Annotated in this window: 12 protein-coding genes; 3 read left to right on the top strand and 9 right to left on the bottom strand. The window is 74.5% G+C overall.

Translation table 11 applies throughout. The features are described 5' to 3' along the window. The first annotated feature begins 1 nt into the window (after position 1). Positions 2-2,032 (top strand): protein kinase domain-containing protein, encoded by a 2,031-nt coding sequence (locus ACGFI1_RS13250; protein ID WP_392785269.1) that lies wholly within the window; start codon positions 2-4, stop codon positions 2,030-2,032. Between the two features lie 9 nt (positions 2,033-2,041). On the opposite strand, the gene ACGFI1_RS13245 is transcribed toward ACGFI1_RS13250, so the two are convergent. After that, positions 2,042-2,971 carry a Ppx/GppA phosphatase family protein gene (locus ACGFI1_RS13245; protein WP_392785267.1) on the bottom strand — a complete coding sequence of 310 codons (930 nt, stop codon included), beginning with the start codon at positions 2,969-2,971 and terminating at the stop codon, positions 2,042-2,044. Positions 2,972-3,079: 108 nt separating this feature from the next. On the opposite strand from ACGFI1_RS13245, the gene ACGFI1_RS13240 reads away from it, so the two are divergent. Next, on the top strand, positions 3,080-3,463 hold the full coding sequence (locus ACGFI1_RS13240; protein ID WP_240807213.1) for a PH domain-containing protein: 384 nt from the start codon (positions 3,080-3,082) through the stop codon (positions 3,461-3,463). Here the strand turns inward: ACGFI1_RS13240 and ACGFI1_RS13235 are convergent. The 7 genes from ACGFI1_RS13235 to ACGFI1_RS13205 all read right to left on the bottom strand — a co-directional run bounded on the left by ACGFI1_RS13235 (position 3,460) and on the right by ACGFI1_RS13205 (position 15,480). Continuing rightward, the gene (locus tag ACGFI1_RS13235; protein ID WP_392785264.1) at positions 3,460-4,365 is read right to left on the bottom strand and encodes a ribokinase; all 906 of its coding nucleotides are present in this window, start codon (positions 4,363-4,365) and stop codon (positions 3,460-3,462) included. The two genes, ACGFI1_RS13240 and ACGFI1_RS13235, sit on opposite strands and share 4 nt — an antisense overlap. Before the next feature lie 54 nt (positions 4,366-4,419). Next, complete coding sequence (locus ACGFI1_RS13230) at positions 4,420-4,644, bottom strand: hypothetical protein (protein WP_138634480.1); 225 nt, start codon at positions 4,642-4,644, stop codon at positions 4,420-4,422. Positions 4,645-4,715: 71 nt separating this feature from the next. Beyond that, on the bottom strand, positions 4,716-5,507 hold the full coding sequence (locus ACGFI1_RS13225) for an aldo/keto reductase (protein WP_392785537.1): 792 nt from the start codon (positions 5,505-5,507) through the stop codon (positions 4,716-4,718). Positions 5,508-5,614: 107 nt separating this feature from the next. Further along, a complete protein-coding gene (locus ACGFI1_RS13220) occupies positions 5,615-6,088 on the bottom strand; it encodes a MarR family winged helix-turn-helix transcriptional regulator (RefSeq protein ID WP_392785262.1) in 474 nt (157 codons plus the stop codon). 72 nt (positions 6,089-6,160) lie between these two features. After that, positions 6,161-9,115: a glycosyl hydrolase gene (locus ACGFI1_RS13215; protein WP_392785261.1), complete on the bottom strand. Its 2,955-nt coding sequence runs from the start codon at positions 9,113-9,115 to the stop codon at positions 6,161-6,163. Continuing rightward, positions 9,116-12,280, bottom strand: coding sequence for a family 78 glycoside hydrolase catalytic domain (locus ACGFI1_RS13210; RefSeq protein WP_392785259.1), 3,165 nt, complete (start codon positions 12,278-12,280; stop codon positions 9,116-9,118). It abuts the gene before it with no gap. Between the two features lie 5 nt (positions 12,281-12,285). Next, positions 12,286-15,480 (bottom strand): family 78 glycoside hydrolase catalytic domain, encoded by a 3,195-nt coding sequence (locus ACGFI1_RS13205; RefSeq protein WP_392785257.1) that lies wholly within the window; start codon positions 15,478-15,480, stop codon positions 12,286-12,288. Positions 15,481-15,618: 138 nt separating this feature from the next. Between ACGFI1_RS13205 and ACGFI1_RS13200 the strand changes: the two genes are divergently transcribed. Further along, positions 15,619-15,966 carry a DUF1801 domain-containing protein gene (locus ACGFI1_RS13200; RefSeq protein WP_386869444.1) on the top strand — a complete coding sequence of 116 codons (348 nt, stop codon included), beginning with the start codon at positions 15,619-15,621 and terminating at the stop codon, positions 15,964-15,966. 364 nt (positions 15,967-16,330) lie between these two features. On the opposite strand, the gene ACGFI1_RS13195 is transcribed toward ACGFI1_RS13200, so the two are convergent. Next, positions 16,331-17,749 (bottom strand): arabinose isomerase, encoded by a 1,419-nt coding sequence (locus ACGFI1_RS13195; RefSeq protein ID WP_392785255.1) that lies wholly within the window; start codon positions 17,747-17,749, stop codon positions 16,331-16,333. Positions 17,750-17,754: the final 5 nt, after the last annotated feature.

Here is a 17,754-nt window from a genome sequence, read left to right as displayed (position 1 = left end):
CATGGACGGGCCGAAGGCGCCCTCCCTTCGCGAGCTGCGGCCGGACGACCCCACCCGGATCGGCCGGTACCGGATCGAGGCCAAGATCGGCGAGGGCGGCATGGGCGCCGTCTACCTCGGCCGCGACGAGGCGGGCCGCGCCGTCGCGGTGAAGGTGGTGCGCGCGGAGCTGGCCGGCGACCGGACGTTCCTCGCCCGCTTCCACGACGAGGCCGCCAACGCGCAGCGGGTCGCCTCGTTCTGCACCGCGCAGGTCCTGGAGCACGGCGAGGACCTCGGCCTCGCCTACCTGGTCACCGAGTACATCGACGGGCCGTCGCTGCTGGAGCACGTCGCCGAGAAGGGCGCGCTGTCGCCGGGGATGCTGCACGGCGTCGCGGTCGGCGTCGCCGCCGCGCTCGTCGCGATCCACAGCGCGGGGCTGGTGCACCGCGACCTGAAGCCGAGCAACGTGCTGCTGTCCATCTCCGGCCCCCGCGTGATCGACTTCGGGATCGCGCGGGCGCTGGACATGGCGTCCGCCCACACCCGGACCGGGCAGGTCGTCGGCACGCCCGGCTGGATCGCGCCCGAGCAGATCACGACGCAGCAGGTCACCCCGGCGGTGGACGTGTTCGCGTGGGGCTGCCTCGTCGCCTACGCGGCGAGCGGCCGCAACCCGTTCGGGCAGGGCTCGTTCCAGCTCCTCGCGGCCCGCGCCGTGCACGCCGACCCCGAGGTCGGCGACCTGCCGCCGGCGCTCGCCGGGCTCGTCCGGGCGGCGCTGGCCAAGGACCCGGGCGCCCGGCCGACGGCGCGCGACCTGCTGCTCGCGCTGGTCGGCGGCGCCGGCGAGGCCGCCGTGACGACGGAGCTGGGCGAGTCGTGGACGCCCCCGGCCGCCGGGAACCCCGGCTCCACCTCGCGCGACGCCCCCGCCTCCGCCCCCGCGCCTGCTCCCGTCCCCGCTCCCCCGCCGCCCGTTCCGCATCAGCCCGTTCCGCAGCAGCCCGTGCCGGAGCAGCCCGTGCCGGAGCCGCGCACCGCACGCGAGTACGAGGTGCCGCCGCCCGTCCTGCCCACGACCGTGGCGCCGAGCGGCGGCCCCGCGCGCTCCAGGCGGCGTCCCGTGCTCGTCGCCTCCACCACGGCGGGCGTGCTGCTCGCCGCGGTCGTGGCGGGCGGCGTCTACTACCTGACCCGGCCGTCCGGCGGCACGGGCGGGACGGAGGCGGCGGCGTTCCCGAAGGGGCCGATGCTGGTCCGCATCGACACCGAACCGGGCTGGCCGAAGACGTGCCACGGCGACATCGGGCTGTTCACGCCCGGCGACGGGTCCGTGCGGGCGCTCGTCAAGGACCCGAGCTGCGACATCCTGCCCGAGCGGTCACCGGACGGGAAGCGCGTCGCGTTCACCCGGATGAACGCCCGCGGCGGCGAGGCATGGGTGATGAACGCCGACGGGTCCGGCGCCCGCAAGGTTGCCGGGATCGTGCGCGGCACCCGGGTGACGTGGTCGCCGGACGGCACCCGCCTGGCCTACATGGGCGAGCGGGACGGCGTCCGGCAGATCTTCGCGATCGCGCTGGAGGGCGGCGCGGTCGCCCAGCTGACCACCGACGACTCGGCGAAGGACGACCCGATGTGGTCGTCCACGAACCGGATCGTGTTCTGGAGCAAGCGCGACGGCGGCGCGGAGCAGCTCTACACCATGGACGCGGACCGTCCAGGCGGCTCCTGGACGCGGCTGACCACCGACGGGGTGCGCGCGGTGGACCCGGAATGGTCCCCCGACGGCTCCAAGATCGCCTACGTGCGGGGCCCGGGGGCCGGGAGCGACATCTGGGTGATGAACGCCGACGGGTCCGGCGCGCACGCGCTGACGTCCGGGACCGTCCGCGACATGGACCCGGCGTGGTCCCGCGACGGCCGCTGGCTCTGCTACGTGCGCGGCGCCGTCAGCGACCCGGTGATCCACGCGGTGCGCGCCGACGGCACCGGCGACCGCGTCCTCACCCCCGCGGGCCGCGTCCTCGGCCACCCGAACTGGTAGCCGGCCGGCTCAGCCGGTGATCATGTCGAGCCGGCGCAGGATGACGCCCTCGCGCAGCGCCCACGGGCAGATCTCCAGCTCGGCCAGCCCGAACAGGTCCATCGCGGCGTCCGCGACGACCGCGCCCGCGAGCAGCTGCTCGGCGCGGCTCTCCGACACGCCGGGCAGCTCGGCGCGCTCGGCGGACGGCATCGGCGCGAGCTTCTCCGCCCAGTCGGTCACGTCGGCGTCCGCCAGGGTGCGGCGCTGGAAGGGCCCGTCGGCGGACGGCGCGGCCCCGGCGATCCGGGCGAGCTGCTTGAACGTCTTGGACGTGGCCACCGCGTGGTCGGCGGGCCCGTACCGGGCGACGTCGCCGACCCGCCGGGCGATCTCCGCCCGCACGTGCCGGCGCAGCTCCCGGATCTCCTCGGCGGGCGGCGGGTCCGCGGTGAACCGGTCGCGGGTGAGCCGGCCCGCGCCGAGCGGCAGCGAGATCGCCACGTCCGGCTCCTCGTCGATGCCGGACGCGATCTCCAGCGAGCCGCCGCCGATGTCCACCACCAGCAGCCGCCCCGACGACCAGCCGAACCAGCGCCGGACGGCGAGGAACGTCAGCCGCGCCTCCTCCTCGCCGGACAGCGCGCGGATGTCGATCTCCCGGCCGGCCCGGATGCGGGCCAGCACGTCCTCGCCGTTGGCGGCGTCGCGGACGGCGGAGGTCGCGAACGCCACCAGGTCCTCGACGCCCTTGTCCTCGGCGACCCGCAGCGCCTCGTCGACGAAGTCGCGCAGCAGCGCCTCGCCCTCCTCCGACAGGCGGTCGGCGTCGTCCAGATGGGCGGCGAGCCGCAGTTCGGCCTTGTGGGAGTACGCGGGCAGGGGCCGCGCCCCCCGGTGGGCGTCGACCACCAGCAGGTGCACGGTGTTCGATCCCACGTCCAGCACGCCGAGTCGCATGGCTGCGACGCTACCGGACGGGCCGGGGCCGGTCCGGTGCCGGGAGCGGCTACGGTGTCGGGCATGGAAGCGGGATCTCGGCGCAGATGGCGGGTACCTCCTGGTCACGTGGCGGTGAAGTGCGCCGCCGCGGCGGCCGTCACGGCGCTCATCGTCCTCTACAGCCATGACCCGCAGTTCCTGTTCCTCGCGGCCGCCGCGGCGATCGGGCTGAACGGGCTCGCGCTGCGCGACCTGGTCGCGCCGGTCCGGCTCGCCGCCGACGGGGACGGCCTGACCGTCGTCACCGGCTACGCGGGGCACCGCCACATCCGGTGGGACGAGGTCACCGCGATCCGGGTCGACGAGCGGCGCCGGCTGCTGCTGCACACCCGGATGCTGGAGATCGAGACCGCCGACGACCTGCACCTGCTCAGCGCGTTCGACCTCGGCTCCGACGTCCACGACGTCGCCGACGAGCTGTACCGGCTGCGGGCCCGCACGAGCCGCTAGGGCGCGGGCAGCTCCGCCGGGGTCGGGAAGGAGCTCTGCGCGCCGCGCCGGCGGACGGCGGCGGCGCCCGCGCGGGCCGCGTACCGGGCGGCGTCGCGCAGCGCGTCGCCCCTCGCGAGGCGCAGGCAGAGCGCGGCGGTGAAGGCGTCGCCGGCGCCGGTGGTGTCGACGGCGTCGGCCGCCGGCGCCGGGATCGCGGTGACGCCGTCGCCGTCGGCGACCACGGCGCCGTCCGCGCCGAGCGTGACGACGGCCGAGCGCGGCCCGGAGCGGGCGAGCGCGGCGGCGGCGTCCCGGGGGTCGCCGGGGTCGCCGTCGAGCAGGTACGCGGCCTCGTGCTCGTTGACGACGAGCGGGTCGCAGCGGGCGAGCAGCCCGCCGGGGACGGGCGCGGGCGGCGACAGGTTGAGCACGACGCGCCCGCCGGCGTCGGCGGCGACGCCGGCGGCGGCCTCCACGGCGGGCAGCGGCACCTCCAGCTGGAACGACACGACGGACGCGGCGGCGATCAGATCGCGGGCGGCGGCGACGTCGGCGGGCCCGAGCCTGGCGTTGGCGCCGGGCGAGACGATGATGCTGTTGTCTCCGTCCGGCCCGACGGTGATCAGCGCGACGCCGGTCGGCACTCCGGGCGTGGTCGCCAGGTGGTCCAGGCCCACGCCGGCCTGGGCGAGCGCGCCGCGCAGCAGTGCGCCGTGCCCGTCGTCGCCGACCCGCCCGACGAGCGCGGCCCGGCCGCCGAGCCGCGCCGCCGCGACCGCCTGGTTGGCGCCCTTGCCGCCCGGATGGACGGCGAGGTCGGAGCCGAGGACGGTCTCCCCCGGCGCGGGCCGCCGGTCGACGCCGACCACGAGGTCCGCGTTGACCGATCCGACGACGACGACGTCCCAGCGCTCATCCACGGGACAATGCCCTACACGCGCGGCGGCGGCCCGCGCAACCCCCGGCCGCCCCGCTCAGCGGCCGCACGGGCGCAGTTCGGCGAGGTCGACGACCTCGGCGAGCTCGTCGACCGACGGGTAGTAGCCGCGGCCGACCAGCTCGCCGCCGCGCGTCACCAGGAACGCGCTCTCCCCGTGTACGCCCGCGTACTCCGCCAGCACCCGGTGCGCGCCCGTCAGCGGCACCGCCGTGACGCGCAGCCCGCCGGGACCCGTCCAGCTCCCCCGCTCGTCCCCCATGCACGGAACGTTACGCTCCGTGACGATCCGTGACGGATACCGGGGTCGCGGTGGGGCGGGCGGCGCCGGGGTCAGGCCGACTCGAAGGTCGCCGGGTCGGGGCCGACGCGGATGCCCTTGTCCAGTTCGCCGATCGCGCTCAGGTCGTCGGGGGTCAGCTCGAACCCGAACACGTCGATGTTCTCGGCGATCCGGGACGGCGTGACCGACTTGGGGATGACGATGTCGCCGATGTCGAGGTGCCAGCGCAGCACGATCTGCGCCGGGGTGCGGCCGTGGGCCTCGGCGATGCGGGCGAGCGCCGGGTCGTCCAGCAGGCCGTGGCCCTGCCCGAGCGGCGCCCACGCCTCGGTGTGGATACCGTGGTCGCGGTGGAACGCGCGCAACCCGTCCTGCTGGAAGTACGGGTGCAGCTCGATCTGGTTGACCGCCGGGACGACGTCGGCCTCGTCGATGACCCGTCGCAGCGCCTCCACGGTGAAGTTGGACACCCCGATCGAGCGGACCCGCCCGTCGGCCTTGAGCTTCTCCAGCGCCCGCCAGGTCTCCAGGTACAACCCGCGGCCCGGCATGGGCCAGTGGATCAGGTAGAGGTCCAGCCGGTCCAGGCCGAGGCGGGACAGGCTCGCCTCGCAGGCGCGCAGGGCGTTGTCGTGGCCCTGCTCGCTGTTCCACAGCTTGGTCGTCACGAACAGCTCGTCGCGGGGCAGGCCCGAGGCGTGCAGCGCGCGCCCGACGCCCTCCTCGTTCCCGTAGGCGCTCGCCGTGTCGATGCTGCGGTAGCCGTTCTCCAGCGCCGTCGCGACCGCCCGCTCGGCCTCGTCGTCGCCGACCTGGAACACCCCGAAGCCGAGCTGCGGCATCGCGGCCCCGTCGATGAGGTCGACCTTCGGTACCGTCACGGTGACCGTCCCCCCTCGCTGATGGTGTGCGCCGAGCCGATCGTGCCCACGAGACCGGCCGCCGAACATCACCCCCCGCCCCGCTCCCGCCAGTCGCTCTGGTCGCGGACGATGCGCTGGAAGGCGTCCTTGAAGGCGCTGAACGCCGCGTCGCCGAGGGCGCGCCGGTGCCGGTCCTCGATGTCGGCGAGGATGGCGCGGGCCTTGGCGATCTCGTCGAGGCCGTGCTCGGTGGGCACGATCCGCTTCGCGCGCCGGTCGGCCGGGTCGGGTTCGCGGCGGACGTAGCCGAGCGCGGTCAGCTCGTCCACGATCGTGCCGACGATCTGCTTGTGCTGGCCCGACCGGGCCGCCAGCTCGGTGGCGCGCATCCCCTCGGCGTCGAGGAAGGCGAGCACGGTGCCGTGCCGGGGCCGGACGTCCGGGTGGCCCTGCTCGGCCAGCCGCTGGAACAGCTCGTCCTGCAGGACCCGCATCAGCCGTCCCGCGAGCATGCCCAGGTCGGGCGCCCGGCGCCCGGCGTTCTCCTCACTTTTAGTCACTATGCCTGACTATCAACTTTCCTGACCGCGAGCAAGCCGGCGGCCCCGGCCCGGTCGGCGGGCGCGGCCCGGTCAGCGGGCGCGGACCACCGCCTCCCCGTAGGGGACGAGGCGGACCGGGCCGATCAGCCCGTAGTTCTGGCGGGACGCGCCGCCGTACACGCCGGGGTCGGCGACGCGGAGCCGGTTGTTCAGCGTCGTGGCGACCTCCACCTCGATCGTGTTGGCGCCGCGCCGCAGGTACGGGCCGACGTCCACGGACGGGTAGAGCACGGAGACCGGCGGGAGGCGGCGGCCGTTGACCGTGACCCGGCAGGTGTCGAAGACCTCGCCGAGGTCCAGCACCGCGCCGCCGCCGCTCCAGGTGACCGTGGCGGCGTAGGTGCCGATGCCGGAGACGTCCGCGAGTTCGGAGATGTCCGGCCACGGCTTCAGCGCGTCGAGCGCCAGGTCGTGGTGCTTCACCCCGACCGGGGTCATGTCCTCGACGCGCAGCCGCCAGGACGTGAGGGTGACCGGCGCGGGCACGGCGCCGATCGCCGTCCGGACCGTGCGGCCCCCGGGCAGGGTCGTGGCGTAGGTGCCGGCGGCGGTGGCGCGGGCGACCAGGCGCTGCCCGTCGACCCGCAGCTCCGCCTCGGACGCCGTGGCGGACGGGGCGTGCCCGCCGCGCGCCAGCATGATCACGGTGGCCTCGGACGGCTGGAGCGCCACCCGGAGGGTGACGGTGTCGCCGTCCTCGCGGTACACGGCGATCCGCTCGGTCTCGCCCGTCCACAGGTCCAGCCGGTACGGGACGGCCTTGCGGTCCGAGCGGGTGAAGGTGACCTCGTGGTCGATCGCGGCCACGGGCGGCTTCACCGTCTCGGCGTGCTTGCCGTTGCACAGGTAGAAGTAGTCGGTGCGGCCGTCCCGGCGGTGGGCGGTGAGCAGCGTGGACGCCTGCGCGTACCTGACGGTGGGGCGCAGGCCGAGGTCGTCCAGCGCGGCGGGGACGTCCGCCTCTTCGGTGACGTTGCGGACGCGCGGCTGGGCGAGCAGTTCCTCGACGACGGCGCGCAGCCGCTCGTTCTCGCCGTCGCGGGCCAGGCCGGGGACGGTCGGCGCCGACCAGTCGCCGAGGAACACCAGCGGGAGGCCGGCCTTCGTCAGCTTGAGCATGGTGCGGGCCGTGCCGAGCGGCAGCGTGCACTCCTTGCCGGAGTACCGGTCGCCCTCGACGAACAGCACCTTGTAGGCGGGGCCGTCGGGCGCGAGCCGCCCGCCGGACACGGTCGCGGACGGGAGGTCGAGCAGCGGCGCGCTGATGAGCTGGTGCGTCCAGCCCAGCGGGACGCCGTCCTTGGTGAACCATCCGGCCCCGATGCCGGTCTTGGTGTAGCCCTTCTGCCGGAACACGGCGACGTCGATGCGGCTCTTGCCGGCCTGCATGGTCTGGTGGATGCGCGACATGTACCCGGCGATGTCGGGGACGTGCCGCCACGTCGGCTGGCGCGGCCCCCACGACTCGGAGAACCCGATGCCTCCGCTGTAGGGGGTGAACCCGGCGAACCCGGGCCAGGCCGCGCCCGGTGCGGTCGCGTAGGAGAAGCCGTGCAGGACGGTCTGGTTCAGCCCTGCCGCGTAGGCGCCGCCCATGGTGCGCAGCAGCTTGTCCCAGGTGGTGTTGTAGGCGCCGCCCTGGTAGGCCCCTGCCTCGCAGGAGAGGACCTTCCGTCCGCCCATGTCACGGCCACCGGCGAGGGCGCGGTAGTCGTCGAGGTTCTTGAACCCGAGCGACTCGCCTTCGGGGACGTCCAGGATCGCGGCCGTGTGGATCGCGTCCGTCTCCAGCCCGTAGGGCTGCGCCCGGTACTCCAGGCCGATCGAGTGCGCCCACTTGGCGAGCGCCTCGAAGTGGTACTCGTTGAACAGGTCGGAGACCGTCAGCCAGAAGTCGTGCCGCACGTGGGACGTGGTCGCCGCGTCGTAGGCGAACATGGTGTTCTCCTTGAGGCGGACGATGACCGGCAGGTACGGCATCAGGTCGTAGCCGCGCCGCCGCCGGAACTCGGCGGGCAGGTCCGGCGTCCAGTTGAGCGCGTGCGTCTCCAGCTCGATCGAGTCCTCGAACAGCGTCGCGCCCGCCCGCTTGATCAGCTTGCGGATGTCGCGGGTGAGCAGCCGCGCCTCCCAGAACGCGGTGACGGCGCGGGTGCCGGCCCGGCTGAAGTGGTCGACGACGCAGGCGTCCGGCGCCGAGTGCGGGCCGGACTCGGGGCGCTGCCCGCTGCCGCGCCGCCAGTAGGCGAACAGCAGCCAGTCGCCGCCGGCCGGGGCCGTCCAGGTGATCCGCTCCCCCGCGACCCGCCCGGTCAGGTCGGTGAAGGACGCCGGGTCGAGGCCGGTCTCCTTGCGGGTGGCGTTCGCCGGGTCGGTCCTGACGGCGTGCACGGCGACGAGGTGCCGCTTCGTGACGCCGTCCTCCGGCGCGGCGACCGGTTCGGGGAGCGGGCCGTCGTGGGTGGCGCCGCCCGCGACGGCGGCCGTCCCGTAGGCGAGCTCCTGCACGGCGGCCTCGTCGTCCGGCGTGATCGTCGGGACGGCGGCGGGCCAGGCGGGGCCGATCGTGAGGTCCACGGTGACGCCGCGCCGGGCCGCCTGGTCGAGGGCGGCCTCGACGCCGGCGTTCCAGGCGGGGGTGCCCCAGCCGTGGCCCGCCGGGTCCAGCACGGACTTGTCGCGGATGCTGTGGTGCACGGCGACGATCTCCGCGCCGCCGAACCCGGCCGCGGCGATCTGGTCGATCTCGCGCCGGATCTCGGCGGGGTCGACCAGCCCGTCCGGCCACCACCAGCGGAACCGCGGCCGTACCGCGGCGCCGGGCCGGGCGAACCCGCCCGCCCCCGGTCCGGCCGCCGGGCGCGGCGCGGCCTGCGCGGCCGGCGCGCCCCCGAGGACGGGGGCCGCGCCCGCCGCGACGGCGGCGGCGGTGCCGAGCTGCAGCGCGCGCCTGCGCGAGATCCCCTGTCCGTTGCGGTCGTTCACTTACTTCCTCCTGATGAGTGTCGTGCGGCCGGAGCCGACCGGGCCGATGGTGAGGAGCCGGCCGGTGGCGTCGCGGCCCGTGGCGCGGGGGGCGCGGGCGTGGGGTCCGGTGACGTGGAAGGCGCGCGGGTCATCGTCGCCGAGCTCGACGACGACGCGGGCGGTGGTGTTGGGCGGCACGTCCACGTCGAGGCGGTACCGCCGCTCCCGGTCGAGGGCGACGGAGACGGGGCCGCGGATCGTGGGGACGCGCCCGGAGATCCGGGCCAGGCCGCCGGGGCGGGGCCGGACCTCGATCTCGGCGGCGCCCGGCGCGGTGATCCGCACGCCGAGGACGTGGCGCGGGATCGCGTTCGCCGGCGCCGAGCCCCAGGCGTGGGAGAACGTCATGTTCGGCTTCAGGGACGGGTCCCACGCCTCGGCGACGATGGTGGCGCCGAGGTCGTCCATCATGTGCAGCCAGGAGCTGAGGCCCTTGGCGGTCATGAGGCCGATCGCGGCGTCGGCCTGCCCGGTGGCGAACAGGGCGTCCAGCAGGAACTGGGCGCCGTAGACGCTGACCTTCATGCCGCCGTCGGCCAGGGTCTTGCCCAGGGCGCGGACGACGGGGTCGGGCACCGTGCCGGGTCCCGCGACGCCGAGCGCGACCGGGAACGCGGTGGCGTGCTGCGCGCTGTGGGCGGTGCCGATGCCGTCGGTGAAGCGTCCGGCGGACGCGTCGAGGAGCTTCTCGCGCATCGCCGCCGCCAGCCTGTCGGCGTGCCCCTGCCACGTCGTCGCGTCGGCGGCCTTGCCGAGGACGGCGGCGATCTTCGCCATGGCGGCGAACGCGGCGTACTGGCAGGCGTTCACGACGGTGTTGACGTCGGTGAACACGTACCCGTCCCGGTTGGAGGCCGGCCAGTCGACCAGGTCGCCGAGGTCGCGGCTGGACGACCCGGGGTCCTTGTGGACGAGACCGTCCGCGCCGAGGTAGGCGGTGAGGTGCTTGGCGGCGAAGAGGGCGTAGTCGGCGGCGAGCTGCTCGGGGTCGCCGGTGTGAAGGTAGTCCTCCCAGGCCGACATGACGTTCATCAGCCGGTACTCGGTCGGCCAGGTGTGGTTGCGCGCCAGGTACGCGTCGGACGCGCGGGCCAGCGCGAACGACCGCTGCACCGCGTACTCGGACGCCTGGTTGATGAGCGCGTCGCCCTCGTAGGGCCCGCGCTCGCGCGTCGGGGTGTCGACGTAGAGGTCGCCGCGCGTCGCCTCGATCGAGTACCGGCACATCTCGTACACGCGGTCGAGGTCGCGGCTGGAGCTGGAGAACGCGGCGTCGGAGTCGCGCCAGGCCGCCCGCCAGGCGCGGCCCGTGACCGCGCCGGCGAGGTCGAGGTCGTCGTCGCAGACGAGCTGCGCGTAGCGGAAGCCCCGGTAGCCCCAGTGCTCGATGGCCTGGCGGCCGTCGCGGAGGGTCCAGGTCTCCCGGTAGGTGACGCCGGCGCGCAGCGCGTACCGGACCGTCCCGTCGCCGTTCAGCTCCTCGCCGAGCCGGACCTCGACGGTCTGCCCGGCCCTGCCGCGCACCTCCAGCCGCAGGCCGCCCGCGATCTCCCGGCCGAGGTCGACCAGCCAGGTGCCGGGCGCGGTCCTGCGCACGGACGCGGGCCGGACATCGTGCAGCCCGACCGGTTCGACCAGGGCGGGCCGCAGGTCGGCGATGGCGGGCTTGACCAGCGCCGGGTCCCAGCCGGAGTCGTCGAAGCCGGGGCTCGTCCAGCCGGCCGGCTCGTGCCGCATGTCCCAGTACTCCTGGCGGCCGATGTAGTAGCCGGTGCCGATCGTCCCGGCGTCGGGCAGCAGCCCCGCCTGGCGGCGCGCCTTCCAGTCGCCGCCGCTGCCGTGCACCGACGCCGTCCCGTCGGCGTAGGTGACGACGAGTTGCGCCAGGAACCGCTTGTCCTGGGTGGTGAAGGCGAGCGCTGCGAGCGCGTTGCGCCGTCCCGGCCGCAGCGCGCGCGTCACGTCGAACGAGTGGTAGCGCGGCTCGCCCGCACCGCTGGGCATGGACGCGAAGCCCGCCACCTCGCCGTTCACCCACACCTTCGCCGGGTACTGGCGGATCGGCGTGGGCGACTGGGCGGCGACGTGCAGCACGGCGGCGGCGATCGGCTTGGCGTGCGGGGTGAACTCGGTGCGGAGCAGCGCCCAGTCGTCGTCGGGCGATCCCGCCGAGGACAGCGTCGACTGGCCCTTGGCGAGGGTCAGCGCGCCGTCCGCGACCGTCCCGGCGCCGAACGTGCCCCGGCCCTCGGTGAAGTCCTCGTCGATGACCGCCTTGCCGCCGGGTGCGGTGAAGGTGACGCGGTCCCACACGTTCGCCTCGGTGGAGCCGTTGCGCATCCCGACGGTGCCCGTCCGGTACGTGGCGTCGGTGGTGGTGTCGACCTCGGCGCCGTCGAGGGACGTCCGGAACGTGTCGCCCGCCATCTCGACGGCCACCTCGTACCAGCGGCCCGTCTCGACGGGGACCGCGAGCCGCTTCTCCTCCAGCACCCGGTAGGAGCCGTCGACGCACACGTGCTTCTTCAGCACGCCGGGCGTTCCGGCGCGCAGCTGCCACAGGTAGTTCGCGCTCGTCCCGGACGCCCGGAACCACAGGCTCGCGGCGACGGAGGTGATCTGCACCCGGGCGGTGAGGACGCCGTCGCCGGGCGCCTGCGCGGCCGGTGCCCAGACCGGGTCGGCGGTCCACTCGTCCACGCCCGTGGCCAGCAGCGCGGGCTCGGACCAGCGGGACGCCCGGGGGCCGTCGAACGTCCGGACGCGCCACCAGTACGCGGTCTGCGGCGCCAGCGGCGGACCGGCGTAGGGCACGGCCACGGACGCGGCGGACGCGACGCGGCCGCTGTCCCAGTGGCGCGGCCCCTGCTCCAGCCGGGCCGGAGTGGTGGCGAACTGGGCCTGGTAGTGGGTCTGCTTCGTGCCGGGGCCGAGGTCGGCGACCTGCCAGCTCAGCCGGGGCTTCGCCGCCGTGACGCCGAGCCCGTCCGGCAGCAGCGACGTCAGCAGCCCGGACGGCGTGCGGGCCGCCCGCGGCGCCGCCGCTGCCGTGCCGGCCGAGCCGAGGACGACGGCGCCCGCCGCGCCGGCCGCCGTTGCCCCGAGGAAGTGCCGTCTGCTCATCCCGCTCATGAGGTGCGCCCTTCGAACGTCCAGTCGCCGGAGCCGATCTCGAAGACGGCGCGGCCGTTCTCCACGCCGATCCAGCGTGCGTCCCGGGGTGCCGTGGGCCTGGCGGCCCCGGCGGGCACCGGGATCTCCACGCGCGCACTGGTGCCGGGCGGGACGGTGACGTCCAGGCGGAGCTTCCTGCCGGTGCGGCGCCAGGACGCCGCGGCATGCCCGCGCGGTGTCTCATAGGTGGCGGCGGCGCGCGTCACGTCGCCGACGACGGCCGGCCGGACGAGCAGCGTCTCGAACGCGATCGAGTCGTCGGTCTGGCCGAGGCCGGCGAGCCCCGCGTGGAACCACTCGTCGATGGCGCCGAGCATGAAGTGGTTCTGGGAGTTCCCAGAGGTGGGCCCGTCCCAGTTCTCGGTCAGCGAGGTGGCGCCGTGCACGACCTGGTAGCCGTAGCTCGGGTTGCCGGTCTGCGTCGCGAACGCGTGGATGACGTCGTCGCGTCCGGCCGCCGACAGGACGTGGAACACCGACGGCAGCGCGATCTCGCCGACGGTGAGGTGGTAGCCCTTCGCCTCGATGCCGTTCACCAGGTGGGCGAGGACGGCGTCCTTCTTGCCGTCGGGGACGACGCCCATGTCGAGGGCGAGCGCGTCGCATGCCTGGCTGCCGGAGCCGTAGGTGTCGCTGGTCGCGTACTTGGCGTTGAACGCCGACCCGATCTGCCCCGCGAGGGCCTCGTACTCGGCCGCGTCGGCGTCCTTGCCGATGACCTTCGCGATGCGGGCGAGGGCGGACACGGCGCGGTGGTAGCCGAACGTGGCGGTCACGCCCTTGGGCGTGCTGTTGTCGAAGGTGATCCAGTCGCCCAGGCCGTAGTCGAGCAGGTGCCCGTCCGCCTTGCCGGACAGGTAGTCGACGTAGCGCACCATGTTCGGGTAGTAGGTGCGGAGCGTCGCCGTGTCCCCGTAGGCGCGGTACATCTGCCAGGGCGCGAAGACGATGACGTTGCCCCAGTTGGGGTCGTCCCTGAACCCGCCGGAGAACACCGTGAACTCGGGCGCGATGTCGGGGACGAGGCCGTCCGCCGTCTGCGCCTCGGCGATGTCGCGGACGATCGCACCGTAGTAGGCGGCGACGTCGTAGTTGCGGGCGACGGCGGGGAACACCAGGTTGGCCTGCTCCAGCCAGCCGAGCTTCTCCCGGTGCGGGCAGTCGGTGAGGACGGAGTACATGTTGCTCTGCACCGCCCGGTCGATGATCCGGTGGATGTCGTTGAGGAGGCCGTGCGAGCTGGTGAACGAGCCCGCGCCCGCGTTGCCCGCGCGCAGCACGATCCCGGTGACCGTGCCCTCGTCCGGCGCGGACGGCAGCCCTTCGAGCTGCAGGTAGCGGAAGCCGTGGTAGACGAACCGCGGATGCCATGTCTCGGTGCCCTCGCCGGACAGGGTGTAGGTGTCCCAGATGGGCGAGCCGGTGGTGTGCTGGCTGACGGTCCCGTCGGCGTTGAGCAGCTCGCCGGGGCGCATGGTGACCTTCGTCCCGGCCGGTCCGCTGACGCGCAGCTTCGGCCACCCCGCGAAGTTGGTGCCGAGGTCGACGACGTAGACGCCGTCCTTCGGCTGCGTGATCTTCGTGGTGCGGAAGGTGCCGACCGGGACGATCGGCGGCGCGGTGCGGGCGGCGAGCCGGGCCGTGGGCGCGGCGACCCGCACCGCGGCCGACCAGTCGCTCGGGGTGCGGCGCGCGTCGTGGTCCTCGCCTCCGTACCAGTTCGTGAAGGTCGTCGCGCCGAGGGCGGTCCGCCAGGACGTGCCGGACGCGATGACCTCGCGCGACCCGTCGGTGTAGGTGATCTCCAGCTGGCCGAGGAACGCGGGCTTGCCGTCCGACCGGGTGAGCTTCTCGTAGCGGCCGGGCGTGGGCGGGACGTGCGCCATGCCGGTGCCGAGCTCCACCTGCACGCGGTTGCCGCCGCGGTGGAGCAGCCTCGTCACGTCGTAGGTGGAGTAGACGATCCGCTCCTTGTACGCGCTGTACGGCGGTTCGAGGACGGCGTCGCTGACGGGCCGCCCGTTCACCGTGATGTCCAGGACGCCGAGGGCCGTCGCGTAGAGGCGTGCCGAGCGGACACGCTTGCCGACCGTGAACTCGCGCCTGAAGACGGGGAGCGCCTCGGGCTGCCGGTGCAGCGGCGGCGGCGCCTCCTGCCCCTCCACCGCGGCGGCCGTGTCGAACGCCGTGCCGTCGCCGGAGGTCCGGACGGTGAAGTCCTCCGGGAAGTTGGCCGTCCTCCCGTCGTCGGTCGTCACGTCGGTGCGCGGGTAGAGCAGGACGCGGTCGAACGCCTTCTCCTCGCCGAGGTCGAGCTGGATCCAGACGGGCTCGGCGAGGTCCTGCTCACGCCGCTCCATGCTCGTGTAGCCGAAGGGGGCGGTGTCGCTGGTGAGCGAGCCGTCCGTGACGGCCTTCGGCTCCCACTGGCCGCCGACCGTGTAGCTCTCGGACGCGGTCACGGCCGCCCCGGCCGCCAGGTTCGCGCCGGACGCCCCGTCCAGCACCTGGATCTCGGCGAGCTGGAGCCGCGACACCTTGTACGGCCAGCCCTCCTTGATCGGCAGGCCGAGCCGCGTCACGTCCAGCCGGACGTAGCGGGCCGTCCGCGCCGGGAACGTGATCACCGCGGGCGACGGCTCGGGGTCGGCGGACCATGCCGCGTTCCCGATCCACTGGGCCGTCCAGTCCGCGGCGGCGAGCAGGCCCATCTCGAAGTGGGACGGCTCGCTCCACGCGGACGCGCGGCCGTCCCCGTCCCACACCCGGACCTGCCAGATCGCCCGCTCGCGGGACTTCAGCGCCCGTCCGGCGTAGACGGCCGACACGGCGGGGCCGCCGACCTTGCCCGAGTCCCACAGGTCGGGGCGGGCGAGGCGGTCCCGCGAGGTGGCGACCCGCACCTGGTACGCCGACTGGGCGGCGTTGCGCGGCCCGGCGGCGAACCGCCAGCTCAGCGTGGGCCGCTCGGCGTCGATCCCGAGCGGCGACGGCAGGTGGCCGACCTGCAGATCGGCGGGGCGCAGCGTCCGGGCCCTCCCCGGGGCCGGCGCCGCCGACGCGGGCAGAGCGACCGCGCCGCCCGCCGTGACCGCCGCCGTGGCGACGCCGCCCGCCTGCACGAACCTTCTTCTGGACAACTCGTTCATCTGAGGCTCCTCAGCCGTCGTTCGAACGGGGGGTGGGGTGACTGGAGCGGGAATTTGGTAAGAGGTATTGACCGTCAAGATTCGTGACTATATGGTGGGACGCACGGAACGCACCAACGCCTCGAAGGGACCCACGCCATGGGCAGCGAGATCGACACCTACGCCGCGACCAAGCTCGACCCCAAGTACGCCGAGATCCTCGCGAAGCTGCGGGCGCTGATGGCCGAGGAGGCGCCGGACGCCGCCGAGTGCCTCACCTACGGCTCCCCCGCCTGGCGCGGGACGAAGGTCCTCGCGGTGATCAGCCAGAGCAAGACCCACCTGACCTTCGCCTTCGAGCGCGGCGCCGAGTTCGAGGACGCGCACGGGCTGCTGCAGGGCGTCGGGAAGAAGACCCGCCACGTCAAGATCAAGACGCTCGACGGCATCGACGAGAAGGCGCTGCGCGACTACATCGGCCAGGCCGTCCGGCTGGACCGGGCCTGACGCGGGCCTTCCTCCCGGCTGCTCGCTCATCCCGGCGCCTCAGCGGTGGTCCGAGTGGGTGGTCCGAGTGTCCGGGCGGGGGCCTGCGGGGCGTGCCCGGCGCCGACGGCGGCCTGCGCCGCACCGGTCGGCGCGGTCGGTCGAAAGGTCGTAGAGCGGAGAGGCGTGGTGCGAAAGGTCGTGGAGCGGGACGTCGGGGAACCGGTCATGGCGTCCTCTCTGAACTGCGCGGGGGTGGGCGAGGGGGCGTCGTCCGCTTCCGGGCATGCCGAGCGGGACCCGCGGCCGGCCGGGGCCGGTCGCGGGCCTGCGCCCGTCATCGCCGTGGGGCGGATCCCCCGATCACGCCGTCAGAGGTGGTCGGTCAGGGATTCACATGGACGAGTTCGATCTCCAGGAGGTCGGCGAGCGCCGCCAGGTCGGCGACCATGTGGCCGGTGCCGAGGGCCCAGTGGTGGGAGATGCCGGAGGCGGACCACGCGTCGGTCCACTCGCCGGGGTCGCAGCCGAAGTCGACGCGGGACGTGGTGTTGCCGATCTGCAGCAGCGGCCCGTCCACGGTCTCGCCCTCGGACGCGACGAGCGCGAACCGGCCGTCGCGGCGCTGCACGATCCCGAACGCGGTGACGGGCCCGTGCTTGACGTCGAACTCCACCGACACGCCGTAGCCGCGCTTGCCGTGGTAGACGCCGAGGCCGCGCAGCAGCGGCCGGCGGGCGCTGATCGCCAGGTGCGCGGGCCCGTCGTGGCCCATCTCGACGTGGCCGCGGTGGAAGTCCAGCGCCTGCAGCTCGGTGAACGAGCCGCCCGCGCCGAGCCGGTCGGCGATCAGCATGGCGAGGGACGTGCGCAGCTCGTACTCCCCCGCCGCCGGGACGCCGCGCGCGGTGAGCAGCGACGCGCCGAGGATCATCCCGGCGCCGAGCCGCTCGTGGATCTCGCCGTCCAGGCCCCGGTGGTAGTAGGCGAGGCTGTCCAGCTCGAAGTCGGCGGTGAGCCGGTCGAGCCCGACCGCGACGCGGGCCGCCCACGTCAGGTCCTCGTCGTTGACGGACGCGTCCAGCTCGAAGACCTTCTCCGCCTCGGCCTTCTTCGCCGCGGTCTCGGCGTCGGTGACCTTCCCCACCCGCACCCGCAGGTCGTCGAACTCCAGCACCTCGACGTGCCCGCCGAAGTTGGCGCTGACGAGCGTCAGGTCGGTGGAGACGTCCAGCATCCCCGGGTACAGGTGGCCCATCAGGCCGTGCCGGCCGCGGCGCAGCGCCGCGCGGACCCCGGCGGCCCGCACCCAGCGGCCGATCTTCGCCCAGGCCCGCTCGTCCTCCAGGTACCCGGACACGGAGCGGAACGGGACGCCGCAGCGCTCGAACGCGTTCGCCATCTCCGGCAGCGGGCAGGCGCCGCAGTAGGCGAGCCACTGGCCGGTGTCGAACGTGGCGTGGTCCATCGACTCGGTCGGCTGCAGGTTGATCAGCAGCACCGGCGCGTCCGCCCGCTGCGCGACCGGGACCAGCATGGACGCGGTCATGTAGGTGGTGAGGAAGCCGACGATGATGTCGCAGCCGGCCGCGCGGAGCCGCTCGGCCGCCGCCGCGCCCTCCTGCGCGTCGGAGATGAAGCCGACGTCGACGACCTCCGCGCCGAGCCCGCGCATCCGCTCCGAGACGCGCTCGGCGGACCGCTTCAGCTGCGGCAGCAGGTCGGGGAACTGCGGCCAGTAGGCGCCGAGCCCCCCGGCGACGAGGCCGACCTTGACGGGCGGCGGCGCTGTGATGTCTGCCATTCCTC

Origin of the sequence: Actinomadura geliboluensis (assembly GCF_043197915.1) — a bacterium.
Taxonomy (GTDB): domain Bacteria; phylum Actinomycetota; class Actinomycetes; order Streptosporangiales; family Streptosporangiaceae; genus Spirillospora; species Spirillospora geliboluensis.
Note: the sequence above shows the minus strand (reverse complement) of the source record. Positions and strands in the feature narration are given on the sequence as shown.